Source organism: Erysipelothrix urinaevulpis (genome assembly GCF_009828835.1).
GTDB classification, from domain to species: Bacteria; Bacillota_I; Bacilli_A; order Erysipelotrichales; family Erysipelotrichaceae; genus Erysipelothrix; species Erysipelothrix urinaevulpis.
Genome location: NZ_WTTB01000006.1, coordinates 54981 through 70870, shown reverse-complemented (window position 1 = coordinate 70870; position 15890 = coordinate 54981). Strand labels below are relative to the sequence as shown.

Below are 15890 nucleotides of genomic sequence, written 5' to 3'. Positions count from 1 at the left end.
AAAAAGAATCATTTTTCTTATAAAAAAGGCCTCTTTCTGTAGGTAGAAAGAGGCTCACTTAAAATGAACTTTTGTATTGTCTCTTTCCTTCTGTGCCTCTCTGGACACATATTAAAGGTCTGTCAGTATTATCCTATGCTTTTCATTTTACTTTGTCAAGCAATTAAAGCAATTGTCCAATGTCTTTTCGATACTGTTTTCCATCAAACACAATCTTTTCAATTCTTAGAAGACTCTTGGTATGCATCATTGATAAACAATGACCTGTTTCTAATACACCAAGCACTCTTCCCCCACTTGTCACTAAGTCTTGACCAATCCATTTTGTTCCACTATGAAATACAATCCCTTGATCTTCTAGGACTATTTTTTTATCAATATCAAAGGAATCAGGATAACCCTTCGACATCAACACTGTAATAAGGCTAAAGGTATCATTCATGATGATATCATCATCTGTAAGTGTCCCATCAAGGCAATGTTCAATGATTGTTAGCAAATCAGATTGGAGGCGTGCTAAGAGAACTTGTGTTTCCGGATCGCCAAAGCGTGCATTAAATTCTAAAACATAGACATCCATGTCATCAATCATAAAACCAATGAATAAAATCCCGTTATACAAAATTTTCTCTTGTACAAATCCATTCTCTATCTTTCTTAAAATGTTATTAATTTGGTCATTTTGATTGGATGGAAGACTTCGAGCAGGGGAATAGGCTCCTACACCCCCGGTATTCAATCCTTGATCATTCTCGAGCCTTTTTTTATAGTCACGAGCTGTTCCCAATGGAATTATTTTATTATTCGATACAAAACAGATTAGAGATTGTTCTTGCCCAATTAAGTAATCCTCAAACAGAATGACTTGCTTTGGGTTCTCAATGTATAATTCGTCAAGTGTCGCATGGGCATGTTCTTTTGATTCAACAATGATAACACCTTTCCCTTTATATAAACCATCTGCCTTAATTACATGAGGATAGCGAATTGATTCACAGTAGTCATAGGCAGATGAAGCATCATTAAAACTAAGATGCTTGGCGGTTTTAATGCCATAACGATTCATGAAGTCTTTTGAGTATGCTTTACTTGCTTCAAGTTGAGCAGCCTGTTGATTAACACCAAAAATTCGCAAACCATGATTGTGAAAATCATCAACAATCCCTTGTGCTAATGGATCTTCGGGACCCACAATCGTCAAATCAATCTTTAAATCCGTTACAATTTGTCTTATGTTTGAAAAATTACTTAAATCACCAGGAATTGAATTTTTGATGCCACCATTTCCAGGGCAACAATAAACCACATCAACAAAAGGTGACTGTTCTAATTTCCAGGTTAGAGCATGTTCACGGCCACCTGATCCAAGGACGAGTATCCTCATCTTAATGTTGGAAATGGCGCATTCCTGTAAAAATGAGCACCATATTATATTTATCTGCGAGTTCAATCACTTTAGCATCATGAATGGATCCACCTGGTTGAATCATCACATCAATACCATTTTGGTGGCAAATTTCAACGGTATCCTCAAAGAAAAATCCATCGGAAGCCATGACACTCCCTGCAACTGGAAATTCAGAGTGAGCAATTGCTTTTTCAAGTGACCAAGATCGTCGTACTTCTCCATGGCCTAAGCCCAATGTTTGATGATTTTTTGCCAGCACTATTCCATTGGAGTCCATGTGTTTACACGCCTTCCAAGCAAACATTAACTCATCAATTTCTTCTTTGCTCGCTTGACGCTTACTGACCGTTTTTAGTTTTTCATTGAGGAGTTTTGAATTTTGTTCTTGAACTAAATAACCATTAATCACATCTTTTATCTGCCACTTACCTAGACTCAATTCATCCATGTTACTGAATTCAATCAAGCGTAGATTTTTCTTTTTCTCTAAGAGCTCTAGTGCCTCCTTGGTGAATGATGGAGCAACGATGACTTCTAAGAATAGTGAATTCATCTCGTTAGCAGTCTTAAAATCAATGGGCTTATTTGCAGCTATAATCCCACCAAAGATCGATACTGGATCCACTGATTTTGCTTTCTTAAACGCCTCATCAATTGTATCTCCACTTGCTATTCCACACGGATTAGCATGTTTAACAGCTACAACACTTGGTCTTTCAAATTCATGAACCATTTTTAAAGCTTGCGTTAAATCATTAATATTGTTGTAAGATAATTCCTTACCATGAAGTTGTTTTAGGTGATTGCTTGGAAATTCTTCTTCATAATACACAGCTTCTTGATGAGGGTTTTCACCATATCGTAACGGCGTTTTCTTTTGTAATTCGATGTGTTTAATTTCAGGATTAAAGTATTGAGCGATCATACGATCGTAGTGTGCTGATAAGGAAAATGCTTTACCTGCAAGTTTTTTACGATCAAGCAATCTAAGGTTTTGATAGTCCAAAGGATCGGTCAAGACATAGACATCTCGATAGTTTTTAGCAGCAGCACGAATCATGCTTGGTCCACCGATGTCAATCATCTCTAAAACCTTTGTTTCTTCTAACTTGTTCTTAACTGCTTCTTCAAAGGGATAGAGATTGCAGATGACCATATCAATCGTAAAAAGTGAATGTTTCTTTAGATCATTTAAATCCTCTTGAATGCCTCGTCTTGCTAAAATTCCACTATGAATTGCAGGGTGTAATGTTTTAACTCGTCCACCGAGCAACTCGGGAAACTGAGTGACTGATTCAACTTTTTTTACCTTAAGACCATGATCATGTAAATGATCATATGTGCCTCCACTAGAAATTATCGTCCAACCTTCATCCATTAAATAGCGTACATAATCAACAATTCCTTCTTTGTCATAAACCGATACGAGTGCTGTTTTTGTCATTTTTTCCTCCAATAATAACTTTCTTTTCATGAATATGTAGTTCGTTTCTGCATAAATGTGTCAGTGATTTTAAAAGTATTTTGTACTCAATATCCAAAACTTTTTCTTGTAAACTTTCTGCTGTTTCATGAGGACATATCTGTACAACTTCTTGCATAATAATTGGACCTTCATCCGCGACTTCACTGACAAAGTGAGTGGTTGCTCCTGTTACTTTAACGCCTTTTTTTAGTACTGCTTGATGAACTTTAATCCCATAGAATCCTTTCCCAGAAAAACTTGGTAATAACGAAGGATGGATATTGATCATTCTATTTTCATACTGATCGATCAATGTTTTAGGAACTATTTTTAAATAACCTGCCAAGACAATGAAATCAATTTGACCGTTAGCTAATGCTTTATAAACTGATTGATAGTTCAAGCCATCAAAACACAAAACTGCAATATTTTCTCGGTGGGCTCGCTTCAGTGCATAGGCGTTGGGATTATTGCTAATAACTAAAGAAATGACATAGTCTTGACCTTGATGGTCAATGAGTGATTGTAGATTACTACCATTTCCAGAGACAAATACTGCGATATTTTTAGGCATGAACCAGTTCCACTCCAGATCCTTCTTCGACTGTTCCAAAGACGAAGCTGTCTGGTAAACAGTGTAAGCATTTTTCTACATCGTTCTTATCGAGTACAAAAATAAATCCGACTCCCATATTAAAGGTTGCATAGAGTTCATCGCCCTCTATATTCGACGTTTCATTTATGAATTGATACAAGGCTTGTTTAGGTATAGTTTGAGTGTTAAGTTTTGCTTTGTATTGATGATTTAATGCTCGTGGTATATTTTCTATGACACCACCACCTGTTATGTGTGCCATCGCCTTGATAGTTACAACATCTTTAATTTTATGATAATCTTGGACATAAATACGTGTAGGTTCTAACAGAAGTTCATAAAGTTTTTTGGCATTATCAAACTCGACCGTTTCAAGCATCGTGTCATCATAAATGTGACGAATTAAAGAGAATCCATTGCTATGAATGCCATTGGAAGGAAGACCAACAATAACATCTCCAACTTTGACATCTTGTCCAACAATTCGTTTTTCATAGTCAACAACCCCAACTGCAAAACCAGCCAAATCAAAGGTGTTATTGTCATAAACTCCGGGCATTTCTGCACTTTCGCCACCAATAAGAGCCATCTTACTTTGTTTACAACCATCGACCATTCCGGCCACAAGTTCCTTGGCTCTTTCAAGGTTTAATGTACCACTGGCAATGTAATCTAAAAAGAATAAGGGTTGAGCACCTTGACATAAAATATCATTGACACTCATTGCCACACAATCAATCCCTAAATTATAGTAAGATTTATAGCGTTCACTAAGGATTAGCTTGGTTCCCACACCATCCGTCCCACTAACTAAAACTGGTTCTTTAAGGTCTTGATCCAAGCGATATAGAGCTGAAAAAGCTCCCAATTCGTTTAATACATTCTCATTCTTTGTTTCATTAATCATTGATTGAATATTTTTAACATGTTGATACCCTTTTTCTTTATCAACACCTGCATCTTTATACGTCATTTCTTGTCCTTTCTTTATAAAAGTTATCCTCGTAATAATTTAAATTTCCACACGATTTTTTTAAGTTTTCAAGACTTAGAAAGTGAAGGGTCTCACAATCTAAATCCTTTTTCATGGCTTCGATATCTTTCTGATAAGAATACAAATTTTTACTATCCCCAACATCAATCCCTTGCTCTGTACTTGTATAAATTATGGGAGCAGTGACTAAAACATGAACCTCTTTTGCTCCTGCTTCCCGAAACATCTTCACAAGATGTTTCATTGTAATTCCTCGGACAATTGAATCATCGACTAGAATGATGCGTTTATTCACAACCAAACTATCAATCAATCGAAGTTTCATGTCAACTTTGAGTTTTCTTGTCTTTTCTTTTTGGGTAATAAATGTTCGATGGATATATTTGTTTTTTATCAGTGCTTTTTCATAAGGTATTTGGGCACTTTGTGCATAGGATAATCCGGCAATCACCCCTGAATCAGGAACGCCAATCACCACATCGGCCTCAATCTTACATTCTTGATAAAGTGCTTTCCCCATGGCGACTCGACTGTCATAAACAAGGGTTCCATCCAATTTAGAATCAGGTCTTGCTAAGTAAATATATTCAAACAAACTCAACGTTTGTTGTTGAGACTGGTAAGAAAGTTGTTGGATTCCATTTGAATTGATTAATAAGGTTTCTCCAGGTAGGACATCTTTTATGAAGCGACCTCCCACACTTTGAATGGCACATGATTCAGTACTAATGATCCATGTATGATTCAACTTCCCTAAACAAAGGGGCCTTAAGCCACTTCCATGTCGCTTAACCACAAGGTTGTCTTTTTCAATGAAGACTTGGTTTTCAAAGGTATCATCGTGTTGTTGATAATCAATGACACCAAGTGCCATATCGGCAACAAATGTGGGTTGCTTAATGGTTGAGACCAATCCTTGTCCATGAACACTCAACTGTTCATCGTTATTTTTCATGTCAAGTTTAAACCCATCTTCCCCACGGTGCTGTAGGGCATGAAGTCCCAAAATCATAAGATCACTAACATCGTCTTGATTTAAACTATAACAAGCGAAGATTGATTTCATAATTCACCCAGTTGACGAATTTTTTCTAACATTTCTTCGCGATGATTCATCAATGCATTTTGAAGATTCGGATTGTTAAGGGCAATGATTTGCATTGCTAAAAGTGCTGCATTATCTGCCGCTCCTATTGCGACAGTTGCTACTGGGATTCCACTTGGCATTTGAACTGTGGATAACAATGCATCTAAGCCTTGAAGGCTACCATCGACAGGTACACCAATAACTGGTTTAATCGTTTGCCCAGCAATCACGCCTGCCAAATGGGCTGCTTTTCCTGCTATTGCGATATAAACAGAGGTCATCTCATCATTTTTTTTCATATAGTCTTGTAAAATACTTAATGAACGATGCGCTGAAATGACTCGTAATTCATACTCAACTGAATATGTATTTAAGATTTTAATCGCCTTATCAGCAATCCTTTGATCGCTTTGACTTCCCATAATTATTCTTATCATTATGATTTTTTCTCCTTTGTTATCGTTTCTAAGATATCATCTAAATTTTCGTCTTGCATCATCCCTAAACTTGCATACAGATTCAATCGATCGTGTTTAAAATCTATCACCCGATACCCTTGATCAATGGCATGGTGACTTTTAGCATAGTTATATTTCTCTTGTATATTTTCAATGAAATTGTAATGACCATTTAAACGAACGTGTTTTTTTCCATTTGGACTATCGACCACAATTAAGCGACTTTCATACTTAAAAGTATCAAAAGAGTGAATGGTATAACCTTTATTAAACATGTTCGCCTTAATAAGTGCACGTGTTGAAGATCCGCTTGTAATAAGATATGCGTTGTGATCACTCAGTTGATGGATTGCTTGTTGAATGTGTTCATTTCTAAATAAGAGTTCAAGAATCTCACCACCATCAAAGATTGGATTGAGTTCATTGAACCCATCTCCTATGAATACAAGATCATAATCCATCATTTTTCTCGCAAGATTTAATGGATTATCTTTGAAATAAAATGTGTCAGCCTTGATGTTTCTTTGTTTTAAGGCCATCGTTAAATTCATGTCTTCAACAAAGCCATCAAAAACAACAATTAATGCAGTTTGAATGTGAGTGTTTGTGAATGGTTTTGTAATCGGTGTAAGGATTTCTTGTTCTTGATAGGGATAGATTGTCGATAAGGCTGATTTGAGTCGCGCTTTTTCATTGACCACGGTTTTCCCTAAAACCTGTCCTTTTAATTCATCCACTCGATCGAGATTCTTTAATTCAATCAAATACGATCCTACTGGTATGCACTCTTCATCCTCATCATGGAAAGCAACCGTGAGATTATGATGGATTCCCATGGTTTTGATCGTTTCACTCAGGCTATGGTTAACTGTGGCAATGGATTGTATGGTCTGGTCTTCGATCAATTCAAGGATGACTTTGTTGCTGGCTTGATACTGCTTGACATCGAGTAAGTTTTCATAGGTATAAGGTGTCTTCACAAGGATAAGATAATGGTCAGGCTTTAACAGTTGATGACCTATCATCATATTTTTTTGTTTTGTTTGTAATGCAAAGCAGATGATGCTAGGTGGGACATCTAAGTCTTCATAACTTCCACTCATACTATCCTTACCACCAATTGCTGGTATATTTAAATCATTCATGGCTTTAAACGCACCCAACATGGCAGAAAACACAAGTCCCCAACGCTTCTCATCCTGTCTTGGAGACGGGAAAAACTCTTGAAAACTTAAGCGAACATTCTCATCACTACCACCACTTGCTACCACTTTACTGATTGCTTCAATGACACTTTCATACCCTGCATGAAATGGACTTGTACTCCCTAACCAAGGATTAAAGCCACAACTTAGAATAGAATGAACGGCATCAGATCCATTTTTATTAGGAATTGCCATCGTCATACTTTCCTGTAAATAATCATTCCTTACATTTCCATTCGCAAACATCGATCTTAAACCGGCTTGATTTTCTTTATTAACTGGGTCACGTTGAACTTGAATTTCAGTCGTTTCGACATGAACTTTTTGTTCTCTTTTTGCTCCATTTTCATTGAGAAATTGTCGATCAAATTGTAAAACACAGTCTGATTCATAAAACATTCTGAATTGTTGAGTGTTTGTCACAATCCCAACTTCCGCAATTTCGACCTTTAGTTTATGTGACAAATCATAAACCTTAGCTTTATCATCAGGATCGATCACGATGGCCATACGTTCTTGTGATTCAGAAAGCGCAATTTCTAATGGACTTAGAGGATACTTTAGCTTCATTTTATCCAGATGAATATCTAGACCATCACTTAACTCACCCAAAGCAACACTTAATCCACCTGCTCCAAAGTCATTACTTCGTTTGACACAGCGAGTAAACTCGCTATCCTTAAAGAGTCGCATCAAGTTTCGTTCAATGATTGGATTTCCTTTTTGCACTTCAGGCCCTTTCAAGTGATGATCATCTTCTCGATTAGCACTTGATGAACCAACAGCAGCACCTATACCATCACGCCCTGTTCTTCCACCTAATACTAGAATGAGATCTCCAACTCTGGGCTCTTTTTTAATAACATCACTGCTTGGAGCACTTGCTAAAACAGCACCCAACTCTAAGCGTTTTGCTTCAAACCCATCATGATAATATTCTTTGACATAATCTGTTCTCAAGCCCATTTGATTGGCATAATCTGAAAATCCTTGGGCAGATTTTTGACAGATGACTTTAGAACTAAGTTTTTCTAAACGACGATCATTATATGAGGTTAAAGGAGATTTGGATCCTGTAATCCGCATGCCTTGATACACCGTGCCACGATTCGACATTGGATCACGAACACAACCACCAATACAGGTTGAAGCACCGCCGTACGGCTCTAGCTCGGTTGGATGATTATGTGTTTCGTTTTTCAACATTAATAAATATTCCTCATTATCAATCTCAACAAAGATACTGGCAGCATTGACTTCTTGAGATTTTTCAACATCATCCAATGCCCCTTGACGATCTAAATTTCGAGCATTAATTTGTGCAAGGTCCATTAACGTTATCGGGTGATCAGGCCTTACTTTACGTTTAATCTCAAGGTATTCATGAAAGCTTTGTTCGAGTAATGTTTGATATTTTCCACTAAACGAAATGTCTGTTAATGTGGTATTAAAGGTCGTGTGGCGACAATGATCGGACCAGTATGTGCTTAAAAATTTTAATTCTAATTCGTTTACGGATCGATTGCTTTGTTGACAATACGTTTTAACCATCAATAAATCATCAATTTCTAAGCCACTATCATGAGATAAAGCATCAAGTTCAACCTTATTCATGATACGCAAATCAAAACTTTTTAAATCAACATTAATCTTTTGATTTTGAAGTGTTGGCATGCTTTCCATCATTTCATTTGGATTCAGTAGATAGCCTTTAATGCTTTCGTAATTTTCATCATGAACAAATTGATAAGCAATGCTGTGGTCAACATTTAATGTCAATCCCAACCCAAGTCCAATCCGTTGAAAATAATCCAACACAAAATCTGTTTGGCCTGTTTGAGCTTGAAGATGAAGTAAATTATTGGGATTTTCCATTGACACCATTAATGCTTTATTTTGATTCAAATAGTACTTTAATCGTTCAACTTCATCCTTTGGTGCATCGTAAATGTCAAAGCAATGATAAACCTTTAACTCAAAATTCGTTGGTAAACCTAAATCAGTAATTATATTTTTTCGTAATGTTTTTTCTTCACTGTTAAATTCTGAATAACGTCTAATAAACAAGCGTGTGTTCATTGTTCCTCCTAATTTTTATAAAAACGTCTTCAGCTGGCTACCCTACAGCCTGCACAATAAAAAAGCCAAACTCAATCAGACAACAAAGTTTGGGTTAATTCAAATGGTTCAACAGATTCACCTTCGCGATAGACACGCATGCTCCCTGTTGATATTTCATCAATTAACATTATCTCATTAGTGTGTGGATCACGTCCAAACTCTAATTTGATATCAATAAGTTGTAGATTGTGCTTGGCACATTCATTTTTAATAACAAGACATATTTGTCGTGTTAACATTACCAATGTATCGTAGTCTGAGTCGCTCATAATATCAAAGGCAATTAATGCATCCTTTGAAATCATTGGATCATTTCTAAGATCATCCTTTAAGCTCATTTCCACGAATGCAGGAAGTAGATCTCCTTTACGTGCATATTGTCCGTAACGGCGTACAAAACTACCGTCTGCCGCAAAGCGACAGATTACCTCAACACCATTACCAAATAGATTCGCTTTTCTAACATGCATCGTTCGTTCATCAAAATCACTCTTTAAAAAGTGAGTCTTGATACCAGTCGCATTTAATTTTTCAAAGAAAAATGTACTGAGCTTTAGATTTTCTAATCCGATACCATCCATTTTAAAACCAACTTTATTGGCTCCAGGATTAAAACCATTTTCATCTGCCGTAACATCATCTTTAAAAACCATCAAAATCTCATCAGCACCTTGTGCGATAAGTTTTTTTGTTTTTCCTTCCAAGATATTCTTCATCATTTCCTCCAATCTTCTTGAAAAACAAAAATAAGCCCAGAAGGGTAGGCTTAGCGAAACCTACCCCTCTGGGCTTTTATCCCTTAGGTGTGACTGACGTCTGTACCGCTTGGTCCTTCCAAATGGTGGATCCCTAGGTACACTTTCGCCCATAAAAATATGAGCTTATTTTCGTACTTCCAATATAACAAGCATTTTAGGGAATGTCAAATGTCCTTAAATATATTTTTTGTTGTATGTTGATTGGGCATCATAAAACGATCTGAAACATGTCTCGTAATGGCTTTCATTCACAAACAAAGTGATAACTTCTATTTTATTGACATTATTAATCAATGTCTTCTTTTTATTTCTATTTATAATGAAAAGAAAAATGAAAAGTGCTAAACTATAAAAGAAAGGTGGAAATATAAATGAATAAAAAACCAGTAGTATTAGTTGTTATGGACGGTGTTGGTTTAAGCGATACTAACACAGGTAATGCCGTAAGCCAAGCTTACACTCCAAACTTAGATAAATTAATGAAAGAATGTCCAAACATTGAACTTCAAGCACATGGAACAATGGTGGGATTACCAACCGATGATGATATGGGGAACTCAGAAGTTGGTCATAATGCTCTTGGAGCAGGTCAAATTTATGCACAAGGTGCAAAACTTGTGAATGAATCCATCGCTTCAGGTGAGATTTATAACTCAAAAGCATGGAAATGGATTACTGAAGATTCAGATAATACATTACACTTAATTGGACTGTTGTCTGATGGAAATGTTCACTCACATGTCGACCACGTGAAAGCATTAATTAAACAAGCAAAAGTTGATGGCGTGAGCCATGTTGCACTTCATGCTTTACAAGATGGCCGTGATGTTGAACAACAATCAGCTTTAACTTATATCGATGATGTTCAAGCTGTAATGGATGAACTTAACGATGATACATTCCATGCAGAATTTGCAAGTGGCGGTGGACGTATGCTTGTAACCATGGACCGTTATGATGCAGACTGGCCAATGGTTGAACGTGGTTGGAAAACACATGTTAAGGGTGAAGGACGTATGTTCGCAAGCCCAACCGAAGCGATCGAAACATTCCGTAAGGAAGAAGAAGGCATTTCTGACCAATATATTCCAGCATGGGTTATTGCTAAAGACGGAAAACCAGTTGCACCTATCGTTGATGGTGATAGTGTTGTCTTCTTTAACTTCCGTGGAGACCGTGCCATCGAAATGTCAAAAGCATTTGAAATGAAAGAAAACTTCGATTACTTTGATCGTGGTGATGTTCCTAATGTTAAATATGTTGGAATGTTACAATATGATGGCGATTCAAAAATCCCAGTTAATTTCTTAGTCGAACCTCCACATATTACAAATACAATGACAGAAACATTAATCGAAAATAATATGTCAAGCTTTGCAATTTCAGAAACACAAAAATATGGACACGTAACATACTTCTGGAATGGAAACAAACTAGGTAAATTTGATGAAAATCTAGAAACATTTGTTGAAATAAAAGGGGATGATGTTACCTTTGATCAACGTCCTTGGATGAAGTCAGCAGAAATCACAGATCAAGTTATTGATGCCCTAGCCAGTGATCAATACGACTTTATTCGTATCAACTTCCCGAACGGAGATATGGTTGGTCATACAGGTGACATGCTTGCCACTATTATTTCAGTTGAAGCCGTCGACCTAGCAATTGGACGTTTACTCCCAGCCGTTAAGAAAGCAGGCGCAACATTAATCGTACTTGCTGACCATGGAAACGCTGATGAAATGGTTGACAAAAAAGGAAAAGTGAAAACATCACACTCACTCAACCCAGTTCCATTTATTGTTTACAACAATGATGTTGAATTAAAACAAGGTCATTTCGGATTAGCAAACGTTGCTGCAACAGTAGCAGACTTGCTTGAAATAGAACCTCATGAATCATGGGAAGAATCACTCATTAAATAATTAAATAATTTGCTCCTTCTCAGTTTGAAAAGGAGCAAATTTTAACAAGAAAGGATTTCATAATGGTTGAAGATAAAACAATAAACGCCCATGAATTAAATGAATATGAAGCATATAAAAATTGTACAATCATTCAAACATCCGATCGCATTGAACTTGCTGATATGTCATTTGAATCATGTATTTTTGAATTTAGTAATACTTATAAAGCATCAATTGTTCGATCACAATTTAAATACTGCGATTTTTCAAATGTTAACTTTGAAGAATCATATTTTGGAACTTCAAGTTTTCTTGAATGTAAATTTTTGAACACTAATATAAGAAAGTCTTATCTCAGCGATTTAAAATTTAAATCATGTCTTATGAAAATGTTTGTTTTAGTTGATTCAAAACTTAGATTCACTGATTTTAAAACATCGGATTTAAGCGATGCTTGGCTTAGAGAACTCGAATTAAAAAACAATAAATTTCAGGACTGTCTTTTAACTGGTGTTGATTTTAGTCACACAAACCTTAAAGGTCTTGATTTGAGAAACTCTGAGTTTGACTATATTCTATACACACAAGAATTACTCCCTGGACTTATCATACGAAACGATCAAACAGAATCTTTTGCAGTTCAATTAGGGATTAAAGTAAAATAAAAGAGCAGATGCTCTTTTATTTTACTTTAATCAACAAAAAGGACAACACAGCACACACAATCATAAAACAATAATCTAACCAGTCTTCCTCAATTACTTTATATTGACTGCGTTTTATTTCTCTATAGAAGCCTTTGGATTCCATTGCGATTGCTAAACGATCCGAGTACAAAATTATTTTTGTAAATAATGGAATGAGTACCTTACTGGAATAAGGTGACACTGTCTGACCTCTTGCTTTAAAAGCAAAGCGATTCTTTTTAACCTCTTGCTTGATTGTTGGATAAACATTAATAGATGCGAATATTCCATAGATAAAAAAGTCTGATAAACCGAGTTGGTCTCGTAATGAGAACAAAAAATCATCCATGTTCGTTGTAAAAGAAAACATCATTCCCAATAAAGCAAAAACATAGACTCGACTTGAAACTAACCATGCATAATCATAAGTTTGAATGGTATTAACGGACGTTGTGTCAGCAATTTGATGAATTGAAAAGACATAGGCCGTCATGAACAATCCAAAAGCCGCAATCGTAACCGGAATTAGTGTTTTGATTATCTTTAAGACTGAAACTTTAGACAACAAAAGCAAGGCAACCATACTTAAAGAGAAGTTAATATTAAGTTTCGTACTGTGGGTAAACATATATGCTATCGATACCATAATAATTCCTATAAATTTATAACTCGGATTAATGCTTTTCATGGTGACTCGTTTCAATCGTAATGATTCGATCAGCATAGGCATTCACCAATTCTTGATCATGACTTGTAAAAACAATAGTTTGTTTTTTTTGTTTAACATGGTTAAAAATCCGCTCCATAATGACCTGTGCTGTTTTTAAGTCTTGGCCATACGTTGGTTCATCAAGCACAATCAAATCAAAATCATGAGACAAAATAATTCCCAACGCTAAGCGTCGTTGCTGACCCTGACTTAATTTAAAGGGTGAAACATTTCTTTTTTCCCATAACTTAAACTCTTCCAATATAGTCTTTACTTCTTCATCGTTTTGACATACTTGATATACTTCATCATAGACAGAACTGGCAATAAATTGATCCATGGGATTTTGAAAGACAAAACCTAGGTTCAAATGTTTTGCTTTAAATTTTCTATTTTTAATTGTCATTACACCACGATAACGATTCAAGCCCAATAACGCATAGAGCAAGGTTGTTTTTCCAGAGCCACTTGGACCCGTTATGGCTACAAGTTCTTCTTGATAAATCGTTTCACTTAAAGGCTCTAACAAAACTTGCTTATTTTTTACTACCGAAACATCTTTTAAATGAATGTAGGGTCTAATTGAACAACTTTTAGTCGTTGGAATCTTTTTGTCAATTTGCAATGAATTAGAAATTTCACCAAGATTCACTTGCCCTCCTTCAATCGACACCAAGTGATCAAACTCGAAAGGATAATGTTTTAATTGGTGATCGATGACAATCAGGATCGTTTCGTTTTGTTGATGTAACTTAAGTAATTGTTTCATAATAAATGATGCTTTGTCATCATCTAAATTTGCGAAAGGCTCATCCAAGATAACAATTTCTCGATTCATTAAATAAATACATGCTAAAGAAACACTTTGTTTTTCCCCACCTGATAATGTTTCTAAATCTTTCTCAAGAAGATGACTGATTTGCGAAAATTCACAAGCTTTTCTGATGAGAGTGTCCATGACTTCAGGGTCAGTATTCATATTTTCTAAGACAAAAACTAATTCACTTTTCACAGTGCGCATACAAAATTGCATTTGAGGATTCTGAAACATTATCGCTACAGAGTCTTTTTCTAAGGCGTTTTTGTTATAAGTCATTAAACCATCATAGTCTTTTAATAAGCCACTTATTAACATACCTAAGGTACTTTTCCCACTCCCTGATGGACCTGTAATAAGCGTTTTACTATTTCTATTTATACTCAGATTAATATCTTTTAATATCTGTTGATTTCCATAGGAAACATTCATATTTTTTAATTTAAGCATGGTCTTCTTTAGCAATTGGATAGGACGAAACAGCACCATTTTTCACAAGTCCGTCTCCAAGTTTTTTCACAATAACTGCTGAAAAAATAATCGCTGAGATTGTTCTTACCGTAAACATTAATAAAATGTAAAGTGGCGAAATTCCTGAAAAACTATTTCTAAAAAAACCCCAACCAAAACTAAAGATTGAACTCAACACTGAAGCTAATGTTAAACTCGTCATATCAAACTTTTTATATGAGAAAGCAGCAAAACCTAGTTCAGCGCCTAACCCTTGAATGAAACCTGATACAAAAACCATTGGTCCATAAAAATTTCCCATCAAAACCTCGATTAATGCAGCAAGCATTTCAGAAATAATTGCCACTCCTGGTTTTTGCATAATATAGGCGGCAAGTGTTGCGGCCATGAACCAAACACCAAAGACAAATTCATTAGCAAATGGCGCTAATCCAAACGGTGCGAGAATTGATTTTAGAAAGGTTGCGAAATAAACAAAACCTAAGTAAATAACGGCAAAGACAACTGAAATTAAACCAACCATGATAATATCTTTAAGTTCCCATTGTAATCTTCTTTTCATTAAAATTTTCCTTCCTTACTTGGACTATTAACTGATAAAATTGTTTCTAAGACATAATGCTCTAGATTCTCATGTGCGTACGTCAATATTTGATCATAAGCATTGAATATTTCCTCAATGCTTCCCGTTAGAACTGTTGAATAATGACTTTTATTTTCGTAAACGCCTAAACTATCGCACAGTTCTATGACATCATGTATTCGTTCCATGTAATCATTTCTCGCAAAAGTATAAAACGAAATAACCGCTTCACAGGATTTATCTGAATACGGATGTCTTGGGTATTCTTCCATTGTTTTAATTGCTTTTAAATAATCTGCTTCAACATCACCTGGACATCCATTAGAAAAGGTCATGGATGATGTCATATGGACTTTATCTCGAAACGCATTGCAAAATAATGCCTTGCTTGTTTCGATAACATCTTTCTGTTGACCTCTAAAAATTGTCCCCATTGAATCGGTCTGCGACCAAACTCGTTGAGTATCAGTTTTATCAATAGCTCCCAAAATAATTGGTACATAGTCATCACTCATCGGATAAACTCCGATTCGACATCCTGTAATGTCAACATCCCCCACTCCACATTGAAAATATTTTGAACGTTTTTCCATAAAAAAAGCTCCTTTCTCCACTCGAAAAGAACC

The 15890-nt window shown here is 35.8% G+C and carries 14 protein-coding genes; 2 read left to right on the top strand and 12 right to left on the bottom strand.

The window, feature by feature from the left end; genetic code table 11:
* Nucleotides 1-163: 163 nt before the first annotated feature.
* The 8 genes from purD to GVV10_RS07505 all read right to left on the bottom strand — a co-directional run bounded on the left by purD (nucleotide 164) and on the right by GVV10_RS07505 (nucleotide 10049).
* Nucleotides 164-1384: a phosphoribosylamine--glycine ligase gene (gene purD / locus GVV10_RS07540; protein ID WP_159521272.1), complete on the bottom strand. Its 1221-nt coding sequence runs from the start codon at nucleotides 1382-1384 to the stop codon at nucleotides 164-166.
* Between the two features lies 1 nt (nucleotide 1385).
* Nucleotides 1386-2852, bottom strand: coding sequence for a bifunctional phosphoribosylaminoimidazolecarboxamide formyltransferase/IMP cyclohydrolase (gene purH / locus GVV10_RS07535; RefSeq protein WP_159521270.1), 1467 nt, complete (start codon nucleotides 2850-2852; stop codon nucleotides 1386-1388).
* Nucleotides 2821-3447: a phosphoribosylglycinamide formyltransferase gene (gene purN, locus GVV10_RS07530; RefSeq protein ID WP_159521268.1), complete on the bottom strand. Its 627-nt coding sequence runs from the start codon at nucleotides 3445-3447 to the stop codon at nucleotides 2821-2823. Before purN ends, purH begins: the two co-directional genes overlap by 32 nt.
* On the bottom strand, nucleotides 3440-4441 hold the full coding sequence (gene purM, locus GVV10_RS07525; protein ID WP_159521266.1) for a phosphoribosylformylglycinamidine cyclo-ligase: 1002 nt from the start codon (nucleotides 4439-4441) through the stop codon (nucleotides 3440-3442). The genes purN and purM overlap by 8 nt, the downstream gene beginning before the upstream one ends.
* The gene (locus GVV10_RS07520) at nucleotides 4431-5528 is read right to left on the bottom strand and encodes an amidophosphoribosyltransferase (protein ID WP_159521264.1); all 1098 of its coding nucleotides are present in this window, start codon (nucleotides 5526-5528) and stop codon (nucleotides 4431-4433) included. Before GVV10_RS07520 ends, purM begins: the two co-directional genes overlap by 11 nt.
* Nucleotides 5525-5986 (bottom strand): 5-(carboxyamino)imidazole ribonucleotide mutase, encoded by a 462-nt coding sequence (gene purE, locus GVV10_RS07515; RefSeq protein ID WP_236261883.1) that lies wholly within the window; start codon nucleotides 5984-5986, stop codon nucleotides 5525-5527. Before purE ends, GVV10_RS07520 begins: the two co-directional genes overlap by 4 nt.
* Nucleotides 5986-9291 carry an AIR synthase-related protein gene (locus tag GVV10_RS07510; protein WP_159521262.1) on the bottom strand — a complete coding sequence of 1102 codons (3306 nt, stop codon included), beginning with the start codon at nucleotides 9289-9291 and terminating at the stop codon, nucleotides 5986-5988. Before GVV10_RS07510 ends, purE begins: the two co-directional genes overlap by 1 nt.
* A gap of 71 nt (nucleotides 9292-9362) precedes the next feature.
* Nucleotides 9363-10049 carry a phosphoribosylaminoimidazolesuccinocarboxamide synthase gene (locus GVV10_RS07505; protein ID WP_159521260.1) on the bottom strand — a complete coding sequence of 229 codons (687 nt, stop codon included), beginning with the start codon at nucleotides 10047-10049 and terminating at the stop codon, nucleotides 9363-9365.
* A gap of 413 nt (nucleotides 10050-10462) precedes the next feature.
* Here GVV10_RS07505 and gpmI point away from each other — a divergent pair, with 413 nt between their 5' ends.
* Together gpmI and GVV10_RS07495 are read left to right on the top strand one after the other, a co-directional pair.
* On the top strand, nucleotides 10463-12016 hold the full coding sequence (gpmI, locus tag GVV10_RS07500) for a 2,3-bisphosphoglycerate-independent phosphoglycerate mutase (RefSeq protein ID WP_159521258.1): 1554 nt from the start codon (nucleotides 10463-10465) through the stop codon (nucleotides 12014-12016).
* Nucleotides 12017-12078: 62 nt separating this feature from the next.
* Nucleotides 12079-12663 (top strand): pentapeptide repeat-containing protein, encoded by a 585-nt coding sequence (locus GVV10_RS07495; RefSeq protein WP_159521256.1) that lies wholly within the window; start codon nucleotides 12079-12081, stop codon nucleotides 12661-12663.
* A 16-nt stretch (nucleotides 12664-12679) separates the two neighbouring features.
* Here the strand turns inward: GVV10_RS07495 and GVV10_RS07490 are convergent, their stop codons facing one another.
* Genes GVV10_RS07490 through GVV10_RS07475 form a run of 4 tightly spaced genes read right to left on the bottom strand, consistent with a single transcriptional unit; the run spans nucleotide 12680 to nucleotide 15857 of the window.
* Nucleotides 12680-13372 (bottom strand): energy-coupling factor transporter transmembrane component T, encoded by a 693-nt coding sequence (locus GVV10_RS07490; RefSeq protein WP_201290020.1) that lies wholly within the window; start codon nucleotides 13370-13372, stop codon nucleotides 12680-12682.
* On the bottom strand, nucleotides 13359-14660 hold the full coding sequence (locus GVV10_RS07485; RefSeq protein WP_159521252.1) for an ATP-binding cassette domain-containing protein: 1302 nt from the start codon (nucleotides 14658-14660) through the stop codon (nucleotides 13359-13361). Before GVV10_RS07485 ends, GVV10_RS07490 begins: the two co-directional genes overlap by 14 nt.
* Complete coding sequence (locus tag GVV10_RS07480) at nucleotides 14653-15243, bottom strand: ECF transporter S component (RefSeq protein ID WP_159521250.1); 591 nt, start codon at nucleotides 15241-15243, stop codon at nucleotides 14653-14655. Before GVV10_RS07480 ends, GVV10_RS07485 begins: the two co-directional genes overlap by 8 nt.
* Entirely contained in the window at nucleotides 15243-15857 is a 615-nt protein-coding gene (locus tag GVV10_RS07475) for a YkoF family thiamine/hydroxymethylpyrimidine-binding protein (protein WP_159521248.1), read from the bottom strand. The genes GVV10_RS07480 and GVV10_RS07475 overlap by 1 nt, the downstream gene beginning before the upstream one ends.
* Nucleotides 15858-15890: the final 33 nt, after the last annotated feature.